The organism is Bradyrhizobium centrosematis (genome assembly GCF_045571495.1).
GTDB lineage: Bacteria > Pseudomonadota > Alphaproteobacteria > Rhizobiales > Xanthobacteraceae > Bradyrhizobium > Bradyrhizobium centrosematis.
In genome coordinates, this window is the sequence record NZ_CP120703.1 from 6,352,327 (window position 1) to 6,372,420 (window position 20,094).

Annotated in this window: 12 protein-coding genes and 6 pseudogenes; 7 read left to right on the forward strand and 11 right to left on the reverse strand. The window is 59.5% G+C overall.

Annotated features, from left to right (window positions below; genetic code table 11):
• Positions 1-821 precede the first annotated feature (821 nt).
• On the forward strand, positions 822-1,307 hold the full coding sequence (locus P6U31_RS30130) for an Lrp/AsnC family transcriptional regulator (RefSeq protein ID WP_407185317.1): 486 nt from the start codon (positions 822-824) through the stop codon (positions 1,305-1,307).
• 68 nt (positions 1,308-1,375) lie between these two features.
• Here the strand turns inward: P6U31_RS30130 and P6U31_RS30135 are convergent.
• From P6U31_RS30135 to P6U31_RS30170, 8 genes and pseudogenes are all read right to left on the reverse strand, one after another.
• Positions 1,376-1,507 (reverse strand): annotated as a pseudogene (locus P6U31_RS30135) (transposase); the annotation flags it as partial.
• A gap of 71 nt (positions 1,508-1,578) precedes the next feature.
• Positions 1,579-2,075 (reverse strand): annotated as a pseudogene (locus P6U31_RS30140) (transposase); the annotation flags it as partial.
• Between the two features lie 200 nt (positions 2,076-2,275).
• Positions 2,276-3,296 (reverse strand): annotated as a pseudogene (locus P6U31_RS30145) (IS110 family transposase).
• Between the two features lie 174 nt (positions 3,297-3,470).
• Positions 3,471-3,913: pseudogene (locus P6U31_RS30150) on the reverse strand (transposase); the annotation flags it as partial.
• A gap of 43 nt (positions 3,914-3,956) precedes the next feature.
• On the reverse strand, positions 3,957-5,567 hold the full coding sequence (locus tag P6U31_RS30155) for an ABC transporter substrate-binding protein (protein ID WP_407185318.1): 1,611 nt from the start codon (positions 5,565-5,567) through the stop codon (positions 3,957-3,959).
• Positions 5,568-5,811: 244 nt separating this feature from the next.
• The gene (locus P6U31_RS30160; protein WP_407189989.1) at positions 5,812-6,981 is read right to left on the reverse strand and encodes a M20 aminoacylase family protein; all 1,170 of its coding nucleotides are present in this window, start codon (positions 6,979-6,981) and stop codon (positions 5,812-5,814) included.
• Entirely contained in the window at positions 6,981-8,777 is a 1,797-nt protein-coding gene (locus tag P6U31_RS30165; protein WP_407185319.1) for a hydantoinase B/oxoprolinase family protein, read from the reverse strand. The genes P6U31_RS30160 and P6U31_RS30165 overlap by 1 nt, the downstream gene beginning before the upstream one ends.
• Complete coding sequence (locus tag P6U31_RS30170; protein WP_407185320.1) at positions 8,774-10,795, reverse strand: hydantoinase/oxoprolinase family protein; 2,022 nt, start codon at positions 10,793-10,795, stop codon at positions 8,774-8,776. The genes P6U31_RS30165 and P6U31_RS30170 overlap by 4 nt, the downstream gene beginning before the upstream one ends.
• A 105-nt stretch (positions 10,796-10,900) precedes the next feature.
• Here P6U31_RS30170 and P6U31_RS30175 point away from each other — a divergent pair, with 105 nt between their 5' ends.
• Positions 10,901-11,623, forward strand: coding sequence for a GntR family transcriptional regulator (locus P6U31_RS30175; protein WP_407185321.1), 723 nt, complete (start codon positions 10,901-10,903; stop codon positions 11,621-11,623).
• A 573-nt stretch (positions 11,624-12,196) separates the two neighbouring features.
• Here P6U31_RS30175 and P6U31_RS30180 read toward each other — a convergent pair.
• Positions 12,197-13,216, reverse strand: a complete 1,020-nt coding sequence (locus P6U31_RS30180; RefSeq protein WP_407185322.1) for a GlxA family transcriptional regulator — start codon at positions 13,214-13,216, stop codon at positions 12,197-12,199.
• A gap of 64 nt (positions 13,217-13,280) precedes the next feature.
• Between P6U31_RS30180 and P6U31_RS30185 the strand changes: the two genes are divergently transcribed.
• From P6U31_RS30185 to P6U31_RS30205, 5 genes and pseudogenes are all read left to right on the forward strand, one after another.
• Complete coding sequence (locus P6U31_RS30185) at positions 13,281-14,531, forward strand: sarcosine oxidase subunit beta family protein (protein WP_407185323.1); 1,251 nt, start codon at positions 13,281-13,283, stop codon at positions 14,529-14,531.
• A gap of 8 nt (positions 14,532-14,539) precedes the next feature.
• Positions 14,540-14,803 (forward strand): sarcosine oxidase subunit delta, encoded by a 264-nt coding sequence (locus tag P6U31_RS30190; RefSeq protein ID WP_407185324.1) that lies wholly within the window; start codon positions 14,540-14,542, stop codon positions 14,801-14,803.
• Positions 14,800-17,793: a sarcosine oxidase subunit alpha family protein gene (locus P6U31_RS30195; protein WP_407185325.1), complete on the forward strand. Its 2,994-nt coding sequence runs from the start codon at positions 14,800-14,802 to the stop codon at positions 17,791-17,793. The genes P6U31_RS30190 and P6U31_RS30195 overlap by 4 nt, the downstream gene beginning before the upstream one ends.
• Entirely contained in the window at positions 17,786-18,397 is a 612-nt protein-coding gene (locus P6U31_RS30200; protein ID WP_407185326.1) for a sarcosine oxidase subunit gamma, read from the forward strand. The genes P6U31_RS30195 and P6U31_RS30200 overlap by 8 nt, the downstream gene beginning before the upstream one ends.
• A 221-nt stretch (positions 18,398-18,618) precedes the next feature.
• Positions 18,619-18,717: pseudogene (locus P6U31_RS30205) on the forward strand (bifunctional methylenetetrahydrofolate dehydrogenase/methenyltetrahydrofolate cyclohydrolase); the annotation flags it as partial.
• 131 nt (positions 18,718-18,848) lie between these two features.
• On the opposite strand, the pseudogene P6U31_RS30210 reads toward P6U31_RS30205, so the two are convergent.
• Both P6U31_RS30210 and P6U31_RS30215 read right to left on the reverse strand, forming a co-directional pair.
• A pseudogene (locus tag P6U31_RS30210) lies at positions 18,849-19,975 on the reverse strand (type III glutamate--ammonia ligase).
• Entirely contained in the window at positions 19,915-20,052 is a 138-nt protein-coding gene (locus tag P6U31_RS30215; RefSeq protein WP_407185327.1) for a hypothetical protein, read from the reverse strand. The pseudogene P6U31_RS30210 and the gene P6U31_RS30215 overlap by 61 nt, the downstream one beginning before the upstream one ends.
• Positions 20,053-20,094 lie beyond the last annotated feature (42 nt).

A 20,094-nucleotide genomic window follows, 5' to 3' on the forward strand; every position in this document is an offset into this window, starting at 1 on the left:
CTAGCGAACTGATCGCAACCTCGAATCGGCACTTTGCGCAAGAGCCTGCTCATGACACGCCTGATATCGATGTTATTCCGACTGGAAAGCATCATCATTCATCGAGCTTACTGAGGGCCTGAGGCGAATTTGCGTGATATTAGGCCATTCCCTGCCGAAATCCTGCGTACATGGACTGACGGGCAACACTTTCATACGCAGCACCGAGCCGTTGCGCTTAAGGGCACGAAAGATGATATGAGATTCGAAAGTTCGTCGTCCTGGACCGATCACAGGGACCGAGGAGGTCTGAGCAGCTCTTCGGAACACTTGCACAGGCCGAAGGGACAGAACAAAGCTGCTGGCGGGACAGGCCCCTTATCTGAGAAGATCGGCTAGCCTTCAGAAAGTTGTCATTTTGCTACGCTGACTGCCTCCGCATGGTCCAGGGAGGATTTCGCCGTACGCGCGGCTCATTTGGCCAGCCAAGCAACTCCACTTGGGTTTACCGATACAAGCATGATCCGCCATCACTTCCGTTCCGGGCTATCCGAACCAGGACAGACCCTGACAGAGGCGCAGCGAGTGGCGGTGTCAGGAGACAACCTCATGACCGCCGAACGCTGCGGACATGGTTGTGGCCAACATGCTCGGCACGGCCTCTCCGTTTGGCACCTGGCGTGAGCCAGAAAGCCATTTTGTCAAGACATATCCAATCCGGCCCCATTGAAAATTGCGTGTGTCTTCAGGATAGTAGGCTAGGTAAGCTTGCCCCAGATCCTGCTACATGATTTTCCTTTACCACTAACGCTTTTACGACGAGACCTACGCTGGAGCCGATTATGCAGTACGATCGAATAGACGCTCGGATCCTTGAGATCGTTCAGAAGAACAATCGTCTAACTTCCGATATTATTGGCGAGCTGGCAGGGCTTTCTGCTACGGCCTGCCAACGACGCCTGAAGAGGCTTCGTTCTGAAGGCATCATCGAATCGGATGTCTCGATTGTATCGCCGAAGGCGGTAGGAAACCCAATTCAAATGCTTGTGCTGGTGAGCCTGGAGCGGGAACGTTCAGACATAATCGACAGGTTTAAAAAGGCCATCAAATCGTCGGCCGAAGTCGTTAATGGATTTTACGTCACCGGCGACGCCGACTTTGTTCTCTATATTACAGCGCGTACCATGGAAGATTATGAGCAATTCACGCGACGATTTTTCTATGAGAATCCCGATATAAAGGGAGTCAAGACAATGGTGATCATGGATCGCGTAAAGGCCGGCTTCGCCGTACCAATTGAGGCGCCGTCGGAAGATCAGTTGAAATAGCACGGTCTGGCCAGGAATGCTCCAACCAATACCAGTGTCCAGCCGCTCACGTTTGTTAGTCGTCCGTTACGGGCAACATAGCTGATCGACATGCCCGGTTGCAGCGTCTCGTTAACGACCAGGAGCTTCTGCTCCGTCGTAAACCGTCGCCGGCGGGCAACGCCGGTGATAACTTCCATCTTTGAAAACATCTCGGACATAGGCGTATGCCTAGGACTAGGCCTAGCTCCTCCGGCTAACGCCGGTGTCCGGTCAAAACAGGGAGCAGTTCATTGACCCTATAGCCCTCCCGCTTGAGCAGGACATGCACGCGCCGATAGCCGAAGCGGCGGCGCTCGTGCGCGATCGCCTTCATGCGCTGGCGAAGGCCGCCATCGTCCGTCCGGATCGTCTTGTATCTCACAGTCATGCGGCAGCTGCCGATGGCTTTACACGCCCGCCGTTCGCTCATCCCCTGGGCATCCATGAGATGCGCGACAGCTTTCCGCTCCCCAGCGGCCGTCACCATTTCTTTCCCAGCAAGTCCTTCAGCGCGACATTGTCGAGCATGGCATCCGCCAGCAGCCGCTTCAGCCGCGTGTTCTCATCCTCCAGTGCCTTCAGCCGCTTAGCCTCCGACACCTCCATACCGCCGAACTTCGCCTTCCATTTGTAGATGCTGGCGTCGCTGACGCCGTGCTTGCGGCACAGGTCGGCAACCGAAACGCCGGCCTCGTGCTCCTTCAAAATCCCGATGATCTGCTTCTGTATTCGGTCTGCTTCTGTCAATCCCTTAAGAGCGCGTGCCGCGGGTACCTTGCTTCTGTTCGTGGTCGGCAAAGCCGCCACACGATGGGATTCGGTTGAATGGTCGGTTCAAGCTCTTCGGCGTAGTCAGCCGCCTGGAGGGCGGACGCCACGACAGATCATACGAACTCGACCATCCCCACGCCCCGCGACGGGCGTCTCTTGGGATGGCGATGGCGTCCTTACGCCACCGCCGTCCATCGGAATTCGGTTCCATCAACCCACATTCGGTGAAGGACGACAGCCATCTTTCTGGCCAGCGCGACCTTCGCACGCTTGCTTCCTTGCCGGTGGGCAACACGCACCGCCCAAGCCTTCATCGGAGACCATCGGGTTGATGGCCTGAGAAAGACGTTGGCAGCTTCGAACAGGGCTGTGCGGCGTCTCTCCATCTCCGACTTTTGTGATCCGTCCCACCCGATCAACCTCGCCAGATTGGTATCGCCGGGGCGTTAACCGGAGATAGGCACCGACGGATTGAGAATGCAGGAATCGCCTCGGATCGTCCACCGTGGAGCGGAAGGTCAACGCAGACACCGGGCCGATCCCCGGCATTGTCATCAAGAGCCGACAAGCCGGGTCACTGCGCACGGCCTTCAGAACCAGACGATGCAGTCGGCCGTACTCCCGCATCAGCGCTTCGCGTCCGGCAAGCAGCGGATTCATGATCGCCTCCAGCAAGTCGTCATCGCCGACCAACTCACGAACTCGCGTCGCGAACAGACTTCGCGAGACGACTCCGACTTTGAGACCGAGCGGACGCAGAAGTCCGCGGATGACTTGCTCTGCGGGAGCGATGGAGCGGATGATATGCTTGCGAGCCGCGGCCAGCGTCCGGGCCCTTTGACTGCCGATGCTCTTGACGTGAACAGGCTTGAACCATCCCGTTCTCACCACCTGCGCGATCCCATGGGCGTCATTCCGATCGGTCTTCACCGGCATGGCCGAAAGTGCCGCCTTAACCTGGCGGGCTTCCAAACTGACGGCCGGCAGCCCCAGTTCGATTAGATTTGCGGTCAGCCATTCTGACGTCGGTCCTGCCTCAAGGCCCACCCGTTGAACTTGACCAGCCCATGGTTCGAGGTACTGCACAATCGATGGCGCGTCAGCCAAGGTGGTTCCCTCCCGGATAAGCTTTCCGGTCTCGTCCACCGCACATACCGCAACGGAATTCAGCGAAACATCGAGACCGACGTAGATCATGACTTTTCTCCTTCGGATGGAGTTGGTCTATGATCGTCAGCCAAAACGTGCCGCGCAGCAAATAGGTCAGACGATCGGGACCGAATACCCCATCTCTTCCGAAAAGCGGCTGCGCTTCATGCTCTGGTCCTTGTCGTGGGCCAGAACGAACTTCAAACTGGATTAAGCCCGTTGGGGCAAGGTCACCTTCTCGACATAGGTGCGAAAGCTCACACCATCGATCGGCCCTTCGACGAACCATGGCGCATCGATCCGGTCATGACGCAGGACCCCCAGGAACGTTATGGTCTTCCAGCGGCCGTGGGGAACCTTGGCGTGAAGTCTGTGTCCGCGCGGAGCCCATCCCCGCAGGGGGGCCATATCGGTCCGCGTCCAGGTCTCGTCAATGAAGACCAGCCGGTCAGCCTCGACGCGACCTTGATACTTTGCCCACCGGGCTCGCCGCCGCGCGACCTCGGATCGGTCGCGTTCGCCAGCCGCCACGCTTCTTTTGAGGCTGAGCTTCTGGCATGCACGAAATCTCACAACAGGTAGTCGACCTTCAGGCCGCGGCCGGCAAGCTCGGAAACGAGCCCACGTATGGTGAAATCGCCCTCCTTTATTCGCCCCGACAGCCAAGCCGGCCTGCCGATTGCGAACGGGCAGTGACATAACCCACCATCAGGATGATGCCTTTTGCATGTTCCAAAGAGGTCGCAACCCCGGCATATGTATTATATCGACTAACGACTTACGCCGCGCGATTGGGCCAGAGACATTGCCGAGAAACACTGCGGGAGCGTCGTCCCACCACAGACGCTGCATCTTTTGAGCCGCAATCTTTCGCTCTTCAAAAGTCTCAAGATTGGGCCAAGTCAAACGCAAGGCCTCATATGCATCGTCTTTCGGCCAACCGTACCACCCCTCTTCGCCGTTCATCGACATAAACGCTGTGGTGATCGGATAGCCTAGACTGAAGTCTGGATAAGCTGAGATAAGAATGCTCCAACCACCGTCTTCTACCGGCCCTTTTTTGCCTCTCACTGTCACGAGTTGCCCCCAATCCATTGGTGAAAGCTCAGCGTTGATACCGATTTTACGGAGGGAAAGTGCCAAAAGTTGCGCCGGCCCGTGAGCCCAAGCAACGTTTGTCGGGTCCAGTATTACAATGCGCTCACCTGCATACCCAGCTTCCTTAAACAACTGTTTGGCCAGTTCTGGATTCCCGCCCTTTTGAAACCAACCGGTATTCTCAGCATTCGTACACGGCGAGCTGTTTCCAAATAGCGATGTCACGGGGCGTGAGAAACGGGGTTCTGAATTGATGAGAACGGAATAAGCTCGCTGATCTATTAGGTGAAGAATTGCTTGTCGGGCCTTTACATTGTTAAATGGCTTCTGCAGACAGTTCATACGTACAAAGTAGTCGCTGCCAGAAGGGTCGACCACTTCCAACTGAAGATTTTGATCGCCATCAATCAATTGATAAAGATCGGAGGGAGGCTCGCCGAGATAGTCAAGCTCGCCCGCCTGCAGGGCAGCAAAAGCAGTCTGCTGATCAGCAATGTTCTCCCAAACAATGCGATCAAACTTTGCGACCTTGCCGCCCGCAAATCCGTCCGCGGGCTCGTCACGAGGTACGTACTTCTCGTTCCGATCGTAGGTAAAGCTAGCGCCTGGTTTGGCTAGATCATGGTTGAATTTAAATGGCCCCGATCCAATATTGGCCGTCACCAGCTCCGTCGGCGGGCGGCTTGCATCCTTTTCCCGCATTATAAAAAGTGTAGCTCCTGCATTGCCCAATATCTCAATCAATATTCCAAGGGGCTCCTTTAGCGAAATCGCGAATGTCTTATCGTCCTTCCTTGTTATATCCGCGCCGCGTGACTTAAGCAGCTTTCCACCTGGGGACGCTTCCGCCCAACGCCGGATTGACGCCACACAGTCTGACGCAGTCACGGGGGTTCTATCGTGCCATCCCAATCCGTCCCGCAACGCGAACGTGTAGACCTTCTTGTCTTCCGACACGCTCCACTTATCCACCATTTGCGGCTTCACTGTATATTTGGAATCGAGCGCGAATAGCATGTCGTAGATCGCAAGGGCGTGGTTGTATGTAATCGTAGCGGTGGTCGTGACCGGGTCAAATATGCGCAGATCACCGCCTCCCATGACCATGCGAGCGGTTCGTTCCCCAGCAGGAACGGTCTGAGCCCGTACTAGAGAGGGCAGCGCAAGGGCTGTTCCGGCGGCAATGCTAGCTTTCATAAGACTGCGTCGCGATATAATCATGTTCTTTGTCCCTCAATTTTATCTTCTACACTTTTTCGATTTAATTTCAGATCGGTAGGCGTACCGTCGCGAGGTCAGATGACGCTCAAATCGCGGCCACAGCTATGAAACTCTTAACAGACAAGCCTAATGCGGTGCTCTGCTCGGGCTTCTGCTTGCTGTTGAATTTCGAAGTGATCGGCATTGCCTCTTCGACGGAGAATAATTGGATGCAGCAACAAGACCCCTGCCACTCGATTGCCAGTCAAAGTGCCTCAGTCGCAAGCGCAGTCTCGACGAGACGGACCCAGTAAGATGTCCCATACGGAATGGCTTCGTCATTGAAGTCATATGCCGAATTATGGAGCATCGCGCTGTCGCCGTTGCCACAGAAGATGAACGAACCGGGACGAGCCTGCAGCATGAACGAGAAGTCCTCACTGCCGGGCGACACCGCCTTCTCACCAATACCTGCTTCACCAGCGATTTCCCTCGCAACGTCAATGGTCAGGTCGGTCTCGTCGGGATGGTTAATCGTGACCGGATAGCCGTCACCGATCACGACATCTATTTCTGCCCCTGTCATTTTCGCGATCCCATCGGCGATTTCCTGGATACGGCCCCTCACCATCCTGCGGACGGCCTCGCTTGTCGTTCGAATCCGACCATCGAGTTCGGCAGTCTCTGGGACGATGCTCCCCGAGACGCCGGCATGGAACACGGAAATCGAAATCGACGCCGTTTCTCGCGGATCGACGTTGAAGGCGACGATCTGCTGCAGCGCGGTGACAAGTTCTGACCCGACCACGACCGGATTGATACATTCGTGCGGGTGCGCCGTGTGTCCGCCGCGTCCCTTGATCTTGATGCGAAGCGAGTCTGCCGATGCTAAAACCACACCGTGACGGGTGGCGAAGTTCCCGATTGGAATACCGGGCCAATTGTGCATTCCATAGACCTGCTGGATGCCGAAGCGATCCATCAGTCCGTCATCAAGCATCGCCTTCGCCCCGGCTCCAGCCTCTTCCGCGGGCTGGAAGATCATCACGGCCGTACCCGCAAAATTCCTTGTCTCGGCCAAGTATTTGGCCGCGCCCAGAAGCATTGCGGTGTGACCATCGTGACCACAGGCATGCATCACGCCGGGAGACTTGGAAGTATAAGGTAGTCCCGTCGATTCCTCGATTGGTAACGCGTCCATGTCGGCTCGCAGTCCAATCACGACCTTGCCCGGTTTGGCGCCTCTGATTATTCCCACAACGCCTGTTCGGCCGATGTTAGTCACCACTTCGTCGCACCCGAATTCAAGCAGCCGGTCGGCGACAAAGGCCGATGTTTCGTGTTCGTTGTATCCAAGCTCGGGGTGGCTGTGGAGCTGTTGGCGCCAGCCCCGGATCTCCGCGTGAAGGTCATTTATGCGGTTTACGATTGGCATCATCGGTTCCTTTTTGGTGCATCGGCCGGGCGAACAGATCCGCCACGTTCGCGGCTGGCTTCATGCGGTTGCCCCATTCCGCTCCTCGCGCGCGGTTTTTGCAGATCGTTCCCCTGACGACTCCCGGCTGAATCTTGATAGCGACGAGCGATGAACGCCGCGGAGTACTTTCCAGCCGATACGTCTTCGGCGATCGCCGCTGGGGAGCGCCCCTGCGGCGGACCATAGCCCCCTGCTCCCGGTGTTTCGACGGAGACGGCCGTCTCGGGCGCGAGCTTCATGCCCGTCAGCTTGGCGGGAAGCGGTTCGACGCCACCATCAGCCCGATGCAGCTGGAATCGTCCGGGTCGACCAGGCTCGCCGCCGAAGATTCCCCCCGGCGCGTGGCGGAAACGTTCGCCCACGCCGGAAAACTCGCAGGTATGGCCGACCGGCCGGACGACGCGACGCAGGCCCAGGCCGCCGCGGTAAGTGCCGGCGCCACCGGAGTCGGCAACGAGGGCATATTCTTCGACACGCAGCGGATATTCCATTTCGATCGCCTCGACCGGTAGGTTCGAGGTATTGGTGATGTGCACCTGCACGCCATCCTTGCCGTCTCGATCGTTCCGCGCGCCCATCCCGCCGCCGAGCGTTTCCAGATAGACGTAAGGCTGCCCTGTCGACGGATCGGTCCCGGCGAAGACCATGCTTGTATTCGCGCCATTGGCGCAGCCGATCGCGCGCTCCGGCAGCACGTTGGCAAGAGCACCAAGCACCACATCGATCACGCGCTGGCAGGTGTTGGCCCGCAAGGCTACTGCGGCGGGCGCAACGCAATTCACGATGGTGCCCTGCGGAGCTACGATTTCGAAAGCCTGCACAACGCCCTCGTTGTTGGGCATTGAAGGGTCGAGAAGCGCCTTCAGGGCGTAACAGACCGAAGATCGCACGGCATTGAGCGTAAGATTGATGTTGCCTGCGACCTGCCCGGCCGACCCCGTGAAATCGAAGACCGCCTCCGTTCCGCTCTTGCGCACCGTCAGAGCGATGATGACGTCGGATTGACCGGTACCATCGTCGTCCATCATGTCGGCGCTCGACCACTCGCCATCCGGAAGCGCAGCTATGGCAGCGCGCATCCGCGTGCGGCTGCGCTCGATGATCTCGTCGAACGCCCGCTCCATCTTCGCGAGCCCGTAGCGATGATAGAGGTCGTGCAGACGCTCGGTCCCCAGACGACAGGCCGCGATTTGGGCGTTGAGATCGCCTTTCCGCTCCGTCGGCAGTCGCATGTTCAGGAGAAGGAGATCGAAGATATCGGTGACCAGCTCTCCGGCGCGATAGAGCCGAACGACCGGAATGCGGAGACCTTCCTGGTAGATTTCGGTCAACCCGCCGGACATCGACCCCCGCGCCGCGCCACCGACGTCGGCATGATGCGCGATGTTGCAGACGAAGGCGACAAGCTTGCCTTCCACAAACACAGGCGCGGCGAGATTTATGTCGGATAGATGCGTGCCACCTGCGACATGCGGGTCGTTAGCGACGAAAATGTCGCCGGGCCGGATATCTCCTGCAAACCTGCTCTTGAGCATTTCGACGAGCCCGCTCATCGATGCAAGGTGGATCGGCAGCGCATTTTCCGCCTGCACGACGAGCCGACCGCGCCGATCAACGATCGCCACCGAATGGTCGTGACGCTCCTTGATGTTGGTTGAGAATGCAGATCGCTGGATGGTCAGGAAACACTCATCCGTCGTCGAACGCAGTCCGTTCCACAAGATCTCCAGGGTGATGGGATCGAGACTGGTCACGGGTGAAACTCCATGATGATGTTGCGCGCTTCGTCAATGCGCGCGGACCAGCGCGGTGGGACAACCGTCGTGGAATCGAACTGGGCGATGATCGCGGGTCCGAGCAACACCTCACCCGGATCAAGGCGGGAGCGGTGGACGACAACGGTTTCGACCGGTCCGGACTTGTCGAACCAGGCCTTTACCGACAAACGCTTCGCTTCGGCTGCGTCCTGGCGCAGCCGGGGTTCCGCTTCGCGCCCTCTGGTGATACGCGCCTTCAGGCGGACATTGACAAGCTCGATGGCGGCAACGGCATCGCTGTGTCCGTATTTCGACTGGTGAGTTGCCAGGAAGCGCTCACGCAGCTGAGCGGCCGCCGGCAAAGCGCCGCTCTCGTCGAGTTGCACCGACAGCTCGTAGTTCTGCCCGACATAGCGCATATCGAGAGTCGTCTTGAGAACCAGGCCATTCAAGCCCTCGCTCCAGGCCTGCGCCTGCTCGGTCAAGCTTCTGATGATCCCTGCAATAGGAGACAGATCGCTGTCGAGATTGATGCGACAGGTCGCAACGAAGCTCTCCTGCACGTCGGACATCGCGACACCCTCCGCACAGAGAATGCCCGGCGAGAGCGGCACGAGGATTTTTCGGATCGACAATTCCTCGGCAACATCGGCAGCGTGCAACCCTCCGGCTCCCCCAAACGGCATGAGGGTGAAATTGCGGGGATCGTAACCGCGCTCGACCGAGATAGCGCGGATCGCACGGACCATATTCGAAACGCAGATGCGGATGATACCCAATGCTGTCTCCGGCAATTCGAGTCCCAACTGGGCCGCAAGTGGAGAAATCGCACGTTCCGATGCCGAAGGATCGAGCGTCATGCCGCCGCCGACCAGGGCAACCGGAAGGCGGCCCAAAAAGGCATTCGCGTCCGATACTGTCGGCAATTTGCCGCCGCGGCGGTAGCAGGCCGGTCCGGGGACTGCGCCAGCACTTTCCGGTCCAACTTTGAGCAACCCATCCGGACCAACATGCGCAATGGAGCCGCCACCGGCACCGACGGTATTGATGTCGATCGAGGGCAGCCGCACCGGAAATTCGGCAATGTCGCGGCCATAAGTCATGGCTGCGGTGCCGTTTTCGATCAGGCAGACGTCGGTGCTCGTCCCTCCGATATCGAGTGTGATCAAGTCCTTTTCGCGAGAGCGACCCGCAACGGCGACTGCGCCAACCACGCCCGCCGCTGGTCCTGACAACGCCGTACGAATTGGCAGCTCTCCCGCCCGATCGATCGCCATCAAGCCGCCTGCCGACTGACTGATGCCGATCGCGGCACCGGCAGTTCGGCTTTCGAGAGCCGTGGCCAGACGTGCCATATAGCGCGTGACCTTGGGCTGGAGATAGGCGTTGAGCACCGTGGTGGAGAAGCGCTCATACTCGCGGAACTCGCACTGCACTTCACAGGATAGCGACACGTTCAATTCCGGCAACCTCTCGCGCAAGGCGGCCCCGATGCGTCTCTCGTGCTCGGGATTAAGGAATGAAAACAACAGACAGACCGCGCAGCAATTGGCGCCACTCGCGGCGACGGCCTCGACCACGGTCTTCACTTCAGCATCAGAAAGCGCGATCACGATCTCGCCGCGCGAACCCACCCGCTCCGTAATCTCGAACCGATGTTGGCGCGGAACGACCGGCGACGGGGCGTCGACCTTTAAGTCGTAAATCTTCGGACGCACCTGCCGCCCAATTTCCAGGAGGTCGCGAAACCCCTTCGTCGTGATCATAGCGACCATCCCGCCGCTACGCTCGATCAGCGCATTGGTCGCAACCGTGGTGCCGTGCCCAAAGCGCGAGACGTCGCCGAGGTCGACCTCGAAAGCTTCGGCCATCTCGGCGAGACCCGAGAGAATGGCGCGGGAGGGATCATCGGGAGTGGACGGGCGCTTGTGCACCACGACGTCCTGGGTCGACGAATTCAGCACGTAAAAGTCGGTGAATGTGCCACCAACATCGACCCCGACAGTCCAACTCATGCCTACCTCCGATTTTGGATACATTAAATATCCAACTTGGACACGTAGTCAATACAATGTATGTTCGGGCGTCCTCGACAGGATTCGGACGGTGGGGAGGTATTGATGGGTCTGGCGGCTGGGTCCGACACGACTGTTCGCGACGCTGACCGCGTCTACGAGGAGTTGCGACGGCGAATCCTGTCGCTCGACTTAACGCCCGGCGCCATATTCGATGAAGCCCGGATCGTCGGCGAGCTCGGCGTCTCGCGCACGCCTGTGCGGGAGGCGGTCATCAGGCTCGTATCGGAAGGGCTTCTGCGCCGCGATGGCCGGCAGATTCGCGTCTCCTCCTTTGAGGTCGGCCAGCTTCGGCCGTTCTTTGAGGCAAACCGCCTTCTTTCACGATCGCTACATCGTCTGGCCGCGATCCGACGAACTCCAGCACAGGTCGAGAAGATTCGAACCGAGATGCTCGCGTTCGAGAGGAGCGTTCGCGAAGGCACCGACGTGATCATGAACGAGGCCAACTATCGCTTTCATCGCGAGATTGCGCGAGCGGCCGATTCCGGGGTCCTGGAACAAACCTATTCGGACCTCCTGCTGGACGGGATGAGGCTCTCGCGACAGTGCTTCCAAGCCGGAGACAATTCGATTGTTCTGCTCGAGGCGCATATTGCGCTAATCGTCGCAGATCACCGTGCCCTTTTCGCAGCCATCGAACAGCAAAAGCCCGATGAGGCAGACAACGTCGCCTCCCGGCATTCGGACTTGTTTAGGGATCGGGTTGCTCGCCAGCTTCTCGGCCCCCCGAATTCCACAAGCATCGTCAATCTCGCCGACCTCTGAAGGCAACGCCGCGTCCCGGAGCTTCCGTCAGCCGATAAAGACGACGGTTTTCCTTCCATTTGACATCACGCGATCCTCGACGTGATGGCACGGCGGGCAAGCACACGCCCTTCGATATCGCGTCCCTTGCGGACAAGATCGTCAAGGAATTGCTCGCGATGCGATCATCCATCTTCTTCAAGACTTGCGAAGACCTACTCCAAGCTGGGGATCGACAACAAAGGCGCACTCGCCGGTATTCTCAGCAGCCGCTGATCTACCCGATCGGAACTGCAATACCTCAGCCACAAGATCGTCACGGCAGCGAGATCGGTGATCGAAGAGTGCCCGCGGTTTGTGGCTAACTTCTGGGTCTGGAAGCCATCACCGGTGGTCCGTCGGCATTTCAGCATCCCGCAAGACCGACCACAAAATTTTCGACCGCTATGGGGAGCCCTGCGTAGATGCGCTGAGCTATTGATCGCACGCTGACACGCTACGCCAACCAGATTCCCGCAACAGATGCGGCGATCCGCGCGGGCACAAGCGATGTCGGCTCAATCAGGCGTGGGAGAGGATTCAAAGAGATTGTTCCTAAAAAGCTTGGTTGTCCTGTAGCTGTGAACGGACCGAAGCAACTCTTCTCTCGTGAGCCGGCGCAAGCCCAAAATGCCGCCTGTAGCTTTTTGAAAAGTGGGTCGGTACCGCAAAGCCGGTTGCAAGCGCAATTTCCCTGATTGACTTCGTTGTCTGCCGCAATAGGATTCTGGCGTGATCAAGCCGTGTCCGTTGGTACTGTCGGTGGATCGTCGTGCCGAGATGGCGTGCGAACAGACGCTCAAGCTGTCGCAAAGACACACCTGCGAACTGGGCCAGCTCGCGCGGCGACAGGGGCGTTTCGATATGTCCTTCCATCCGCAACAGCGTTTGAACCAGTCCGGGATGATGGACTCCGAAGCGTTCGGTAGGCGCCAGCCGTTGGGCGGCTTCGCCACGGCGCACCTCTGTCTGAAGAAACCAATCGCTCATCGCCGAAGCTAACGCTGCGCCATGATCGATGCGGATCACGGCGTGCATCATGTCGAGGGCCGCTATACCCCCGGCGCAAGTGAAGCGGTCGCGATCAATTTCGTACAATGAGCGACTGAGATGCAGGAAGGGAAACATTTCGGTGAAGGCCGGGATGTGCTCCCAATGCACGGTACATCGATATCCCTCGAGCAGCCCAGCCCGTGCAAGGAGAAATGGCCCCGCTGACACGCCCCCCAATTGCACCCCGTGGCGAGCGGCCTTTCGCAGGAAAGCAAACGTCGGCGAGTGATCAAAAGCTTGCGGATTGCCACCCGCGCAAACCACGATCGCATCGAGACGGCCGGCATCGTCAATACTGGCGTCGGCCTGAATGCGCACGCCGTTCGAGGCAGCAATATCGCGACCGCGGATGGAAATGTGCCGCCAGCGGTAGAGGTTCTTGCCGGCCAGCACGTTAGCGGCCCGCAACGGCTCGGCCGCCGATGCATAGGACATCAATGCAAAGCCGGGGATCAGCAGAAAGCCGATTCGGCGCGGCCGCGAGATGTCGCCAATTGCCATCTTTTGGTCGTTTTTTGCCATTTCGGGCAATCAATAACAGCCCAGGATGCCTCCTACAAGCTCGCTCCGAAATGGCTCGGCTCCCATGCACTACTCCTTCCTGAATCTCGCCTGGCAGGCGCTCCGCGGACATAGCGATTGGCAGCCGACGTGGCGCGATGCGGCCCCCCGCACGCATTACGACATCGTCATCGTTGGTGGCGGTGGACACGGCCTCGCCACCGCATATTACCTCTCCAAAGAACACGGCATCCAAAATGTCGCGGTGATCGAGAAGGGACACATCGGCTCCGGCAATGCCGGGCGAAACACCACGATTATCCGCTCGAACTATCTCCTGCCCGGCAATGAGCCATTCTACGAATTGTCGATGAAGCTGTGGGAAGGGCTCGAGCAGGACCTCAACTACAATGCGATGGTGAGCCAGCGCGGCGTGCTCAACCTCTACCACTCTGACGCCCAGCGCGATGCTTTCGCCCGGCGTGGGAACGCCATGATCCTCGCCGGCGCCGACGCGGAACTGCTCGATGCCGCCGACGTGCGCGGGATGCTTCCGATGCTCGATTTCGAGAATGCCCGGTTTCCAATCAAGGGCGGCCTGTTGCAGCGACGGGGCGGCACCGCCCGACATGACGCGGTAGTATGGGGCTACGCCCGGGGCGCCAGCGAACGCGGGGTCGACATCATCCAGAACTGCGAGGTTACTGGCTTGCTGCGCGGGGGCGGCCGTATCATCGGAGTCGAGACGACTAGGGGCAAGATCGGCGCCAAGAAGGTCGGCTTGGCCGTAGCCGGCAGCAGCTCACGCGTCGCGGCGATGACGGATCTGAGGCTTCCGATCGAAAGCCATGTGCTGCAGGCCTTTGTGTCGGAAGCGATCAAGCCTTTCATTCCAGGCGTCGTCACCTTCGGAGCAGGTCATTTCTATATCAGTCAGTCTGACAAAGGCGGGCTCGTGTTTGGCGGCGACATCGACGGCTACAACTCGTACGCCCAGCGCGGCAACGTGCCGACCGTCGAGGACGTCTGCGAAAGCGGCATGGCTCTGATGCCAGCAATCGGGCGGCTACGCATGCTGCGCTCATGGGGCGGGCTGGTCGACATGTCGATGGACGGCTCGCCGATCATGGACAAGACGCCAGTCGACGGCCTCTATCTCAACGCCGGCTGGTGCTACGGCGGCTTCAAGGCAACGCCGGCTTCAGGGTGGTGCTTCGCGCATCTGCTGGCGCGCGATGAGCCGCACCCGGTGGCGGCCGCCTACCGTCTCGATCGCTTCGAGACCGGCCATCTCATTGACGAAAAAGGGCTAGGCGCCCAACCGAACCTGCATTGAGAACCGACATGCGAATCGAATGTCCCTTCTGCGGCCCGCGTGATGTAGGCGAGTTCGCCTACCATGGCGATGCCACGCGCCGACCCGAAGCATCAACGTCGGATGCGCTGCAGCCATTCTATCAAGCAGTCTATCTGCGCGACAATCCGGCGGGTCGTCATAAGGAACTCTGGTATCACGCCGGCGGATGCCGAAGCTGGCTTAGGGTTACCCGCGACACCCGCACTCATGAAATCTTCGGCACGACCTTTGCAGCCGGAGAGCCTTCATGAGTTGGGCAGCATCGCAAGTGAAAGCCAAACGGCTTGAGAAGGGTGGCCTGATCGATCGCAGCAAGCCACTCAGCTTCACTTTCGACGGCAAGCGCTATCACGGCTATGCAGGAGATACGCTCGCCTCCGCTCTGCTTGGCAGCGGCATCAAGCTCGTCGGCCGCTCGTTCAAGTATCACCGGCCGCGCGGCATTCTGACTGCGGGCAGCGAGGAACCAAACGCGCTGGTCGAGTTGCGGAGCGGTGCGCGGCGCGAGCCGAACACACGAGCGACTGTCGTCGAGCTGTTCGACGGCCTCGACGCGCAAAGTCAAAACCGCTGGCCTTCGCTGACATTCGACGTGCGCGCGGTCAATTCTTTGCTGTCGCCATTTTTCGCCGCGGGCTTCTACTACAAGACCTTCATGTGGCCCGCCTCCTTTTGGGAGAAGGTCTACGAGCCGGCGATCCGGCGCGCCGCCGGTCTCGGACGGGCCAGCACGGAAGCCGATCCGGACGTCTACGAAAAGCTGTACGCGTTCTGTGACGTACTCGTTGTCGGCGGCGGTGCGGCCGGGCTTGCCGCGGCTTTGAGCGCGGGCCGATCGGGCGCGCGCGTTATCCTATGCGACGAGGACTACGTCCTAGGCGGCCGCCTCAATGGGGACATTAGGGAAATCGGAGGCGAAAGTGGCTCCACGTGGGCACACCATGCGGGCCTTTGCCTCGACGCCCTGACGAATGTTCGCGTGCTGCGCCGGACGACGGTGTTCGGCGTCTATGACGGCGGAACCTACGGCGCGGTCGAGCGTGTTTCCGACCATCTACCGGCCCCGGCGCCGCGTCAGCCTCGGCAGCGGCTTTGGAAGATCGTCGCCAAACGAGCCGTCCTTGCTACGGGCGCGATCGAGCGACCGATCGTGTTCGGCGGCAACGATCGGCCCGGCGTGATGATGGCTTCGGCGGTTCGCACCTATCTGAACCGGTTTGCCGTACCGGCCGGCGGCCGCGCCGCGATCTTCACAGGCTGCGACGACGCGTGGAGGACTGCTTTCGACCTATTCGGGGGCAACACTCCCGTCGAAGCCATTGTCGACATGCGAACAGAGATCGACTCCCGTCTCATCGAGAAGGCGAGTCGGCTGGGAATTCGGATCTATGCTGGCGCACAGGTTGTCCAGACGAGCGGAAGCCAAGGTCTCAAGGCCATCTCCATTCACACTGCGGATGGACGGACGAGCGGCATTGCGGTCGACGTGCTCGCCGTGTCCGGCGGATGGAATCCCAATCTCGCCCTGACGACCCACCTCGGAGGTCGACCGAACTGGTCGGACACGCTGGGGGGATTCGTTCCAAATGCGCCTCCTCCCGGCATGACGGTCGCCGGCGCCGCGCAGGGTTCCTTTGCGCTTGCGGATGCCCTTCGCGAGGGCGATGCTGCCGGGACCGCAGCAGCCGAGGCGCTCGGATTTGCCGTGCAAAATCATCCTCTGCCTCGGGCTGATGATGAAACCACTAGCTCGAAGCCGTTCTGGTACGTGGTCGACAGCCGATCGAAGGCGTTTATCGATTTCCAGAACGACGTTACACGCAACGACGTCGCACTCGCCGCCCGCGAAGGTTTTCAGTCGGTCGAACTGCTGAAGCGATATACCACCCTTGGCATGGCCACCGATCAGGGTAAGACATCGAACGTCAACGGTCATGCGTTAATGGCGCAACTGACTGGACGCCAGATATCACAAGTCGGCACAACCGTGTTCCGGCCGCCGTATACGCCGGTCGCGATCGGCGCGCTCGCCGGTCACCATCGCGGTTCGGAGTTCAAGCCGACGCGCCTGACCGCGGGCCACGACTGGGCCGAAGAACGCGGGGCGACTTTCGTGGAGGCGGGGCAGTGGCTGCGCGCGCAGTGGTTCGCTGAGCCCGGTGAATCTTATTGGCTGACGACAGTGTCACGCGAGGTCAGGGAGGTTCGCAGCAAGGTGGGCGTCTGCGACGTGTCCACGTTGGGCAAGATCGACGTTCAGGGTGACGATGCGGCCGCATTCCTGGATCGGGTCTACGTCAACATGTTTTCGACGCTTCCCATCGGCAAAGTCCGCGACGGTTTGATGCTGCGCGAAGACGGCATTGTGATGGACGACGGTACGGCTGCCCGCTTTGCGCCCGACCACTATGTCGTGTCGACCACGACCGCCAGTGCGGCCAAGGTCATGCAACACCTTGAGCATGCACGCCAGATTCTCTGGCCTGAGCTCGATGTTCAGCTCGTATCCGTCACCGAGCAATGGTCGCAATATTCGATCGCGGGGCCGTATTCCCGACGGCTCCTGGCCCAGCTGCTCGGTGAAGCCGCCGATATCTCCGACGTCGCCCTTCCCTATCTCGGCTGCATCGCGTTCCGCTGGCGTGAGATTCCTGCTCGCCTGTTCCGAGTGTCCTTTTGCGGCGAACTTGGCTACGAGCTGGCGGTGCCGGCACAATTCGGCGATGCGACCATCCGCGCGATCATGGAGGCCGGGAGCGACCTCGGGGTCGTGCCCTACGGCACCGAAGCCCTCGGGGTGATGCGCATCGAGAAAGGTCATGTCGCGGGCAACGAACTGAACGGCACGACGACGGCGACCGATCTTGGCCTGGGCCGGATGATGTCGCGCAAGAAAGACTTTATTGGCCGTATGCTCGCGATGCGGCCGGGACTCGCCGACCCGGAGCGGCCGGCGCTGATCGGCATCAAGCCGGTTGCCAGGAGCGAGCGACTGCATGCCGGCGCACATTTCCTGGCACTCGCCGCGAAACCGAACACAGAGAATGACGAAGGTTACGTCACGTCCGTAGCCTTCTCGCCGATGCTCGGGCATTGGATCGGCCTCGGCCTGATCAGGAACGGACCGGCCCGGATCGGCAAATTCGTGCGCGCCTACGATCCGGTTCGGAATCGTGACACCGAAGTCCAAATCGTCTCACCCGTCTTTTTCGATCCCCAAGGAACACGTCTGCATGGCTGATCCTGCTCTATCTCCTCGCTCTGCACTATCGGACATAGACCAATCGAAGTCCGGTGGCGGCGTTACGATTTGCGAACTGCGCGGACTTGGCCTGGCAACGCTGCAGACCCGCAAGGGTCAGTATGCGCGGCTGCGCGACCGAATGAGGCAGCATTTCCTTCTCGAACTGCCTACAGCGCCTGCGATCGTGCGCGCGGGCAAGATCGCCTGCGCGGGCATAGCCCCGAATTACTGGCTCGCCATGAGCGACGGCGCAGGCCCGCTGTTTGGCATTGCACTCAAACAAATCGTCGCGCCACTCGCATCCGTGTCGGATCAAAGCGGCGGCTATGCCGTCTTCCGCGTCGGTGGACATGCGGTCAGGGATACCCTTGCCAAGGGCTTTCAGGTCGACCTTCATCCGCACGCGTTCGACATCGGGGCCGCAGCGACCACGATTGTCGCCCATATCGGCGTCACCATCTGGCGCTGTGAAGACAACATCGACGGCAGCGCCTGCTTTGAGATTGCCTTGTTCCGCAGCCTCGCCAGGAGCTTTTCCAAATGGTTCTCGAGTAGCGCTGCCGAGTTCGGCTGCGAATGGCAGACCCAAGTTGCTTGGTAACTGCGTACGCCCGAGAGACGCCCATGTCCACCGACAGCCATATTCTGAGCTTCTCCTGTCCCAACAAGCTTGGCATCGTCGCCGCAATCGCCAAGACGCTGTTTCGAGACCGGCGCCAATATCCAGGAAGCGCATCAGTACGACAACTTCGAGACCAACGTCTTCTTCGCCGGTATTCGCTTCAACTTCGTAGGACCGACAAAGCAGAAGAGTTCAGCAAGGCCTTCACTCCGGTTCCCGGCGGCGTTGGTCCGATGACAATCGCCTGTCTATTGCGAAACACGCTGCAAGCTGCAACGAAGCGGCGGGGCGAGAGCTGAGCGCGCTGAAAGTGACGCGAACTGATTGTCCGCGTCACTTTCCGGAGATCCGGAACAACCGATCTGCCTGTTCGACACACGACAGCAGGAATGCACAGCGAACCTGTGCCTCCTTTTCGCTTTGAGACCCGTCAGCAATCGAGCGTGGTTTGGCGCTCCCAGGCCGTCAGATGGCGGGAATTCCATTCGTCAGTCTTGAGCTTGACGTAGCACGGAACGAATCCACCCAACCTTTCCGACAGCACTGATGAGATCACAGTGCTCGGATCGCATCGAGCAGATTCAACAGCAACTTCTTGCCGGCCTCGACCGTATGACCCTCGGTTTACATGTTGATGTCGAGGCGTTTGCCGGGTATCACGCTCGTTGTCGACACCGTCGAGTCCAGCTGCAAGCCTGCCTGCAAAAGGCAGGGATTCGCCGCTCCGTCGGCCAGCCTGAGGCCTCGAAGCGTCCCCCTCCGGAATGCGAATAACGTGGGTACGGTTGTTCCCGGTGTAGGTCACTGAGTTCGGCGCCCAAGTCGCTCCTGTCGTCGTGCGCGGCGCGTTGATGCGCTTGTAAGAATTCACAGTCGGATTAAGTAGAGCCGCGAGCGCATCGGCCGAGTGCATGATGCCGCCGAGGAACTGATAATCGAGCTTTGAAACCCCGAGCTCGCCTCGTTTATCCTCGAACAGATTGCGATCATCGCGCCAGAGAGGTGGGCATGGCAGCCATTGCCGGTCGGGTCGACGAACGGTTTCGGCATGAAGGTCGCACGCAGCCCGTGCTTTTCCGCGTCCAGCGCACCATGTATTTGAAGAAGGCGTGGCGATCCGCTGTCTTCAAGGCCGCGTCGAAGCCCCAGTTTCATCTCGAACTGTCCGTTCGCGTCCTCATGATCGTTCTGATAGGGCTTCCAGCCGAGCGACAACATGGCATCGCAGATCTCGGCAATGACATCGTATCGTCGTATCATCGCCTGCTGATCATAGAAGGGCTTTGGCTGACAGTCGGCGTTATCGGAAATGCCTCTCCCATCGCGCGACATCAAAAAGAACTCGCATTCGACGCCGGATTTCAACTCGAGGCCTTTGGTGGCAGCATCGGCGATCAGCCGTTTCAAGAGATTGCGTGGCGCTTGTGCAACCGGCTTGCCATTCATCCATCGATCGGCGGCTAGCCAGCCAACCTCCGGCTTCCATGGCAGTTGAATCAGGCTTGACGGATCCGGCATCGCGAACATGTCGGATCGGCCGGCGTCATGTCGAACCATGTCGCAAAGCCGGCAAAGCCCGCCCCGTTCTTGACCATGCCGTCGATCGCTGCGGCTGTCACGAGCTTGGCGCTCATGGCCTATTTCCTTCTTTCGACCAGGAGAGATTAAGGGAATAT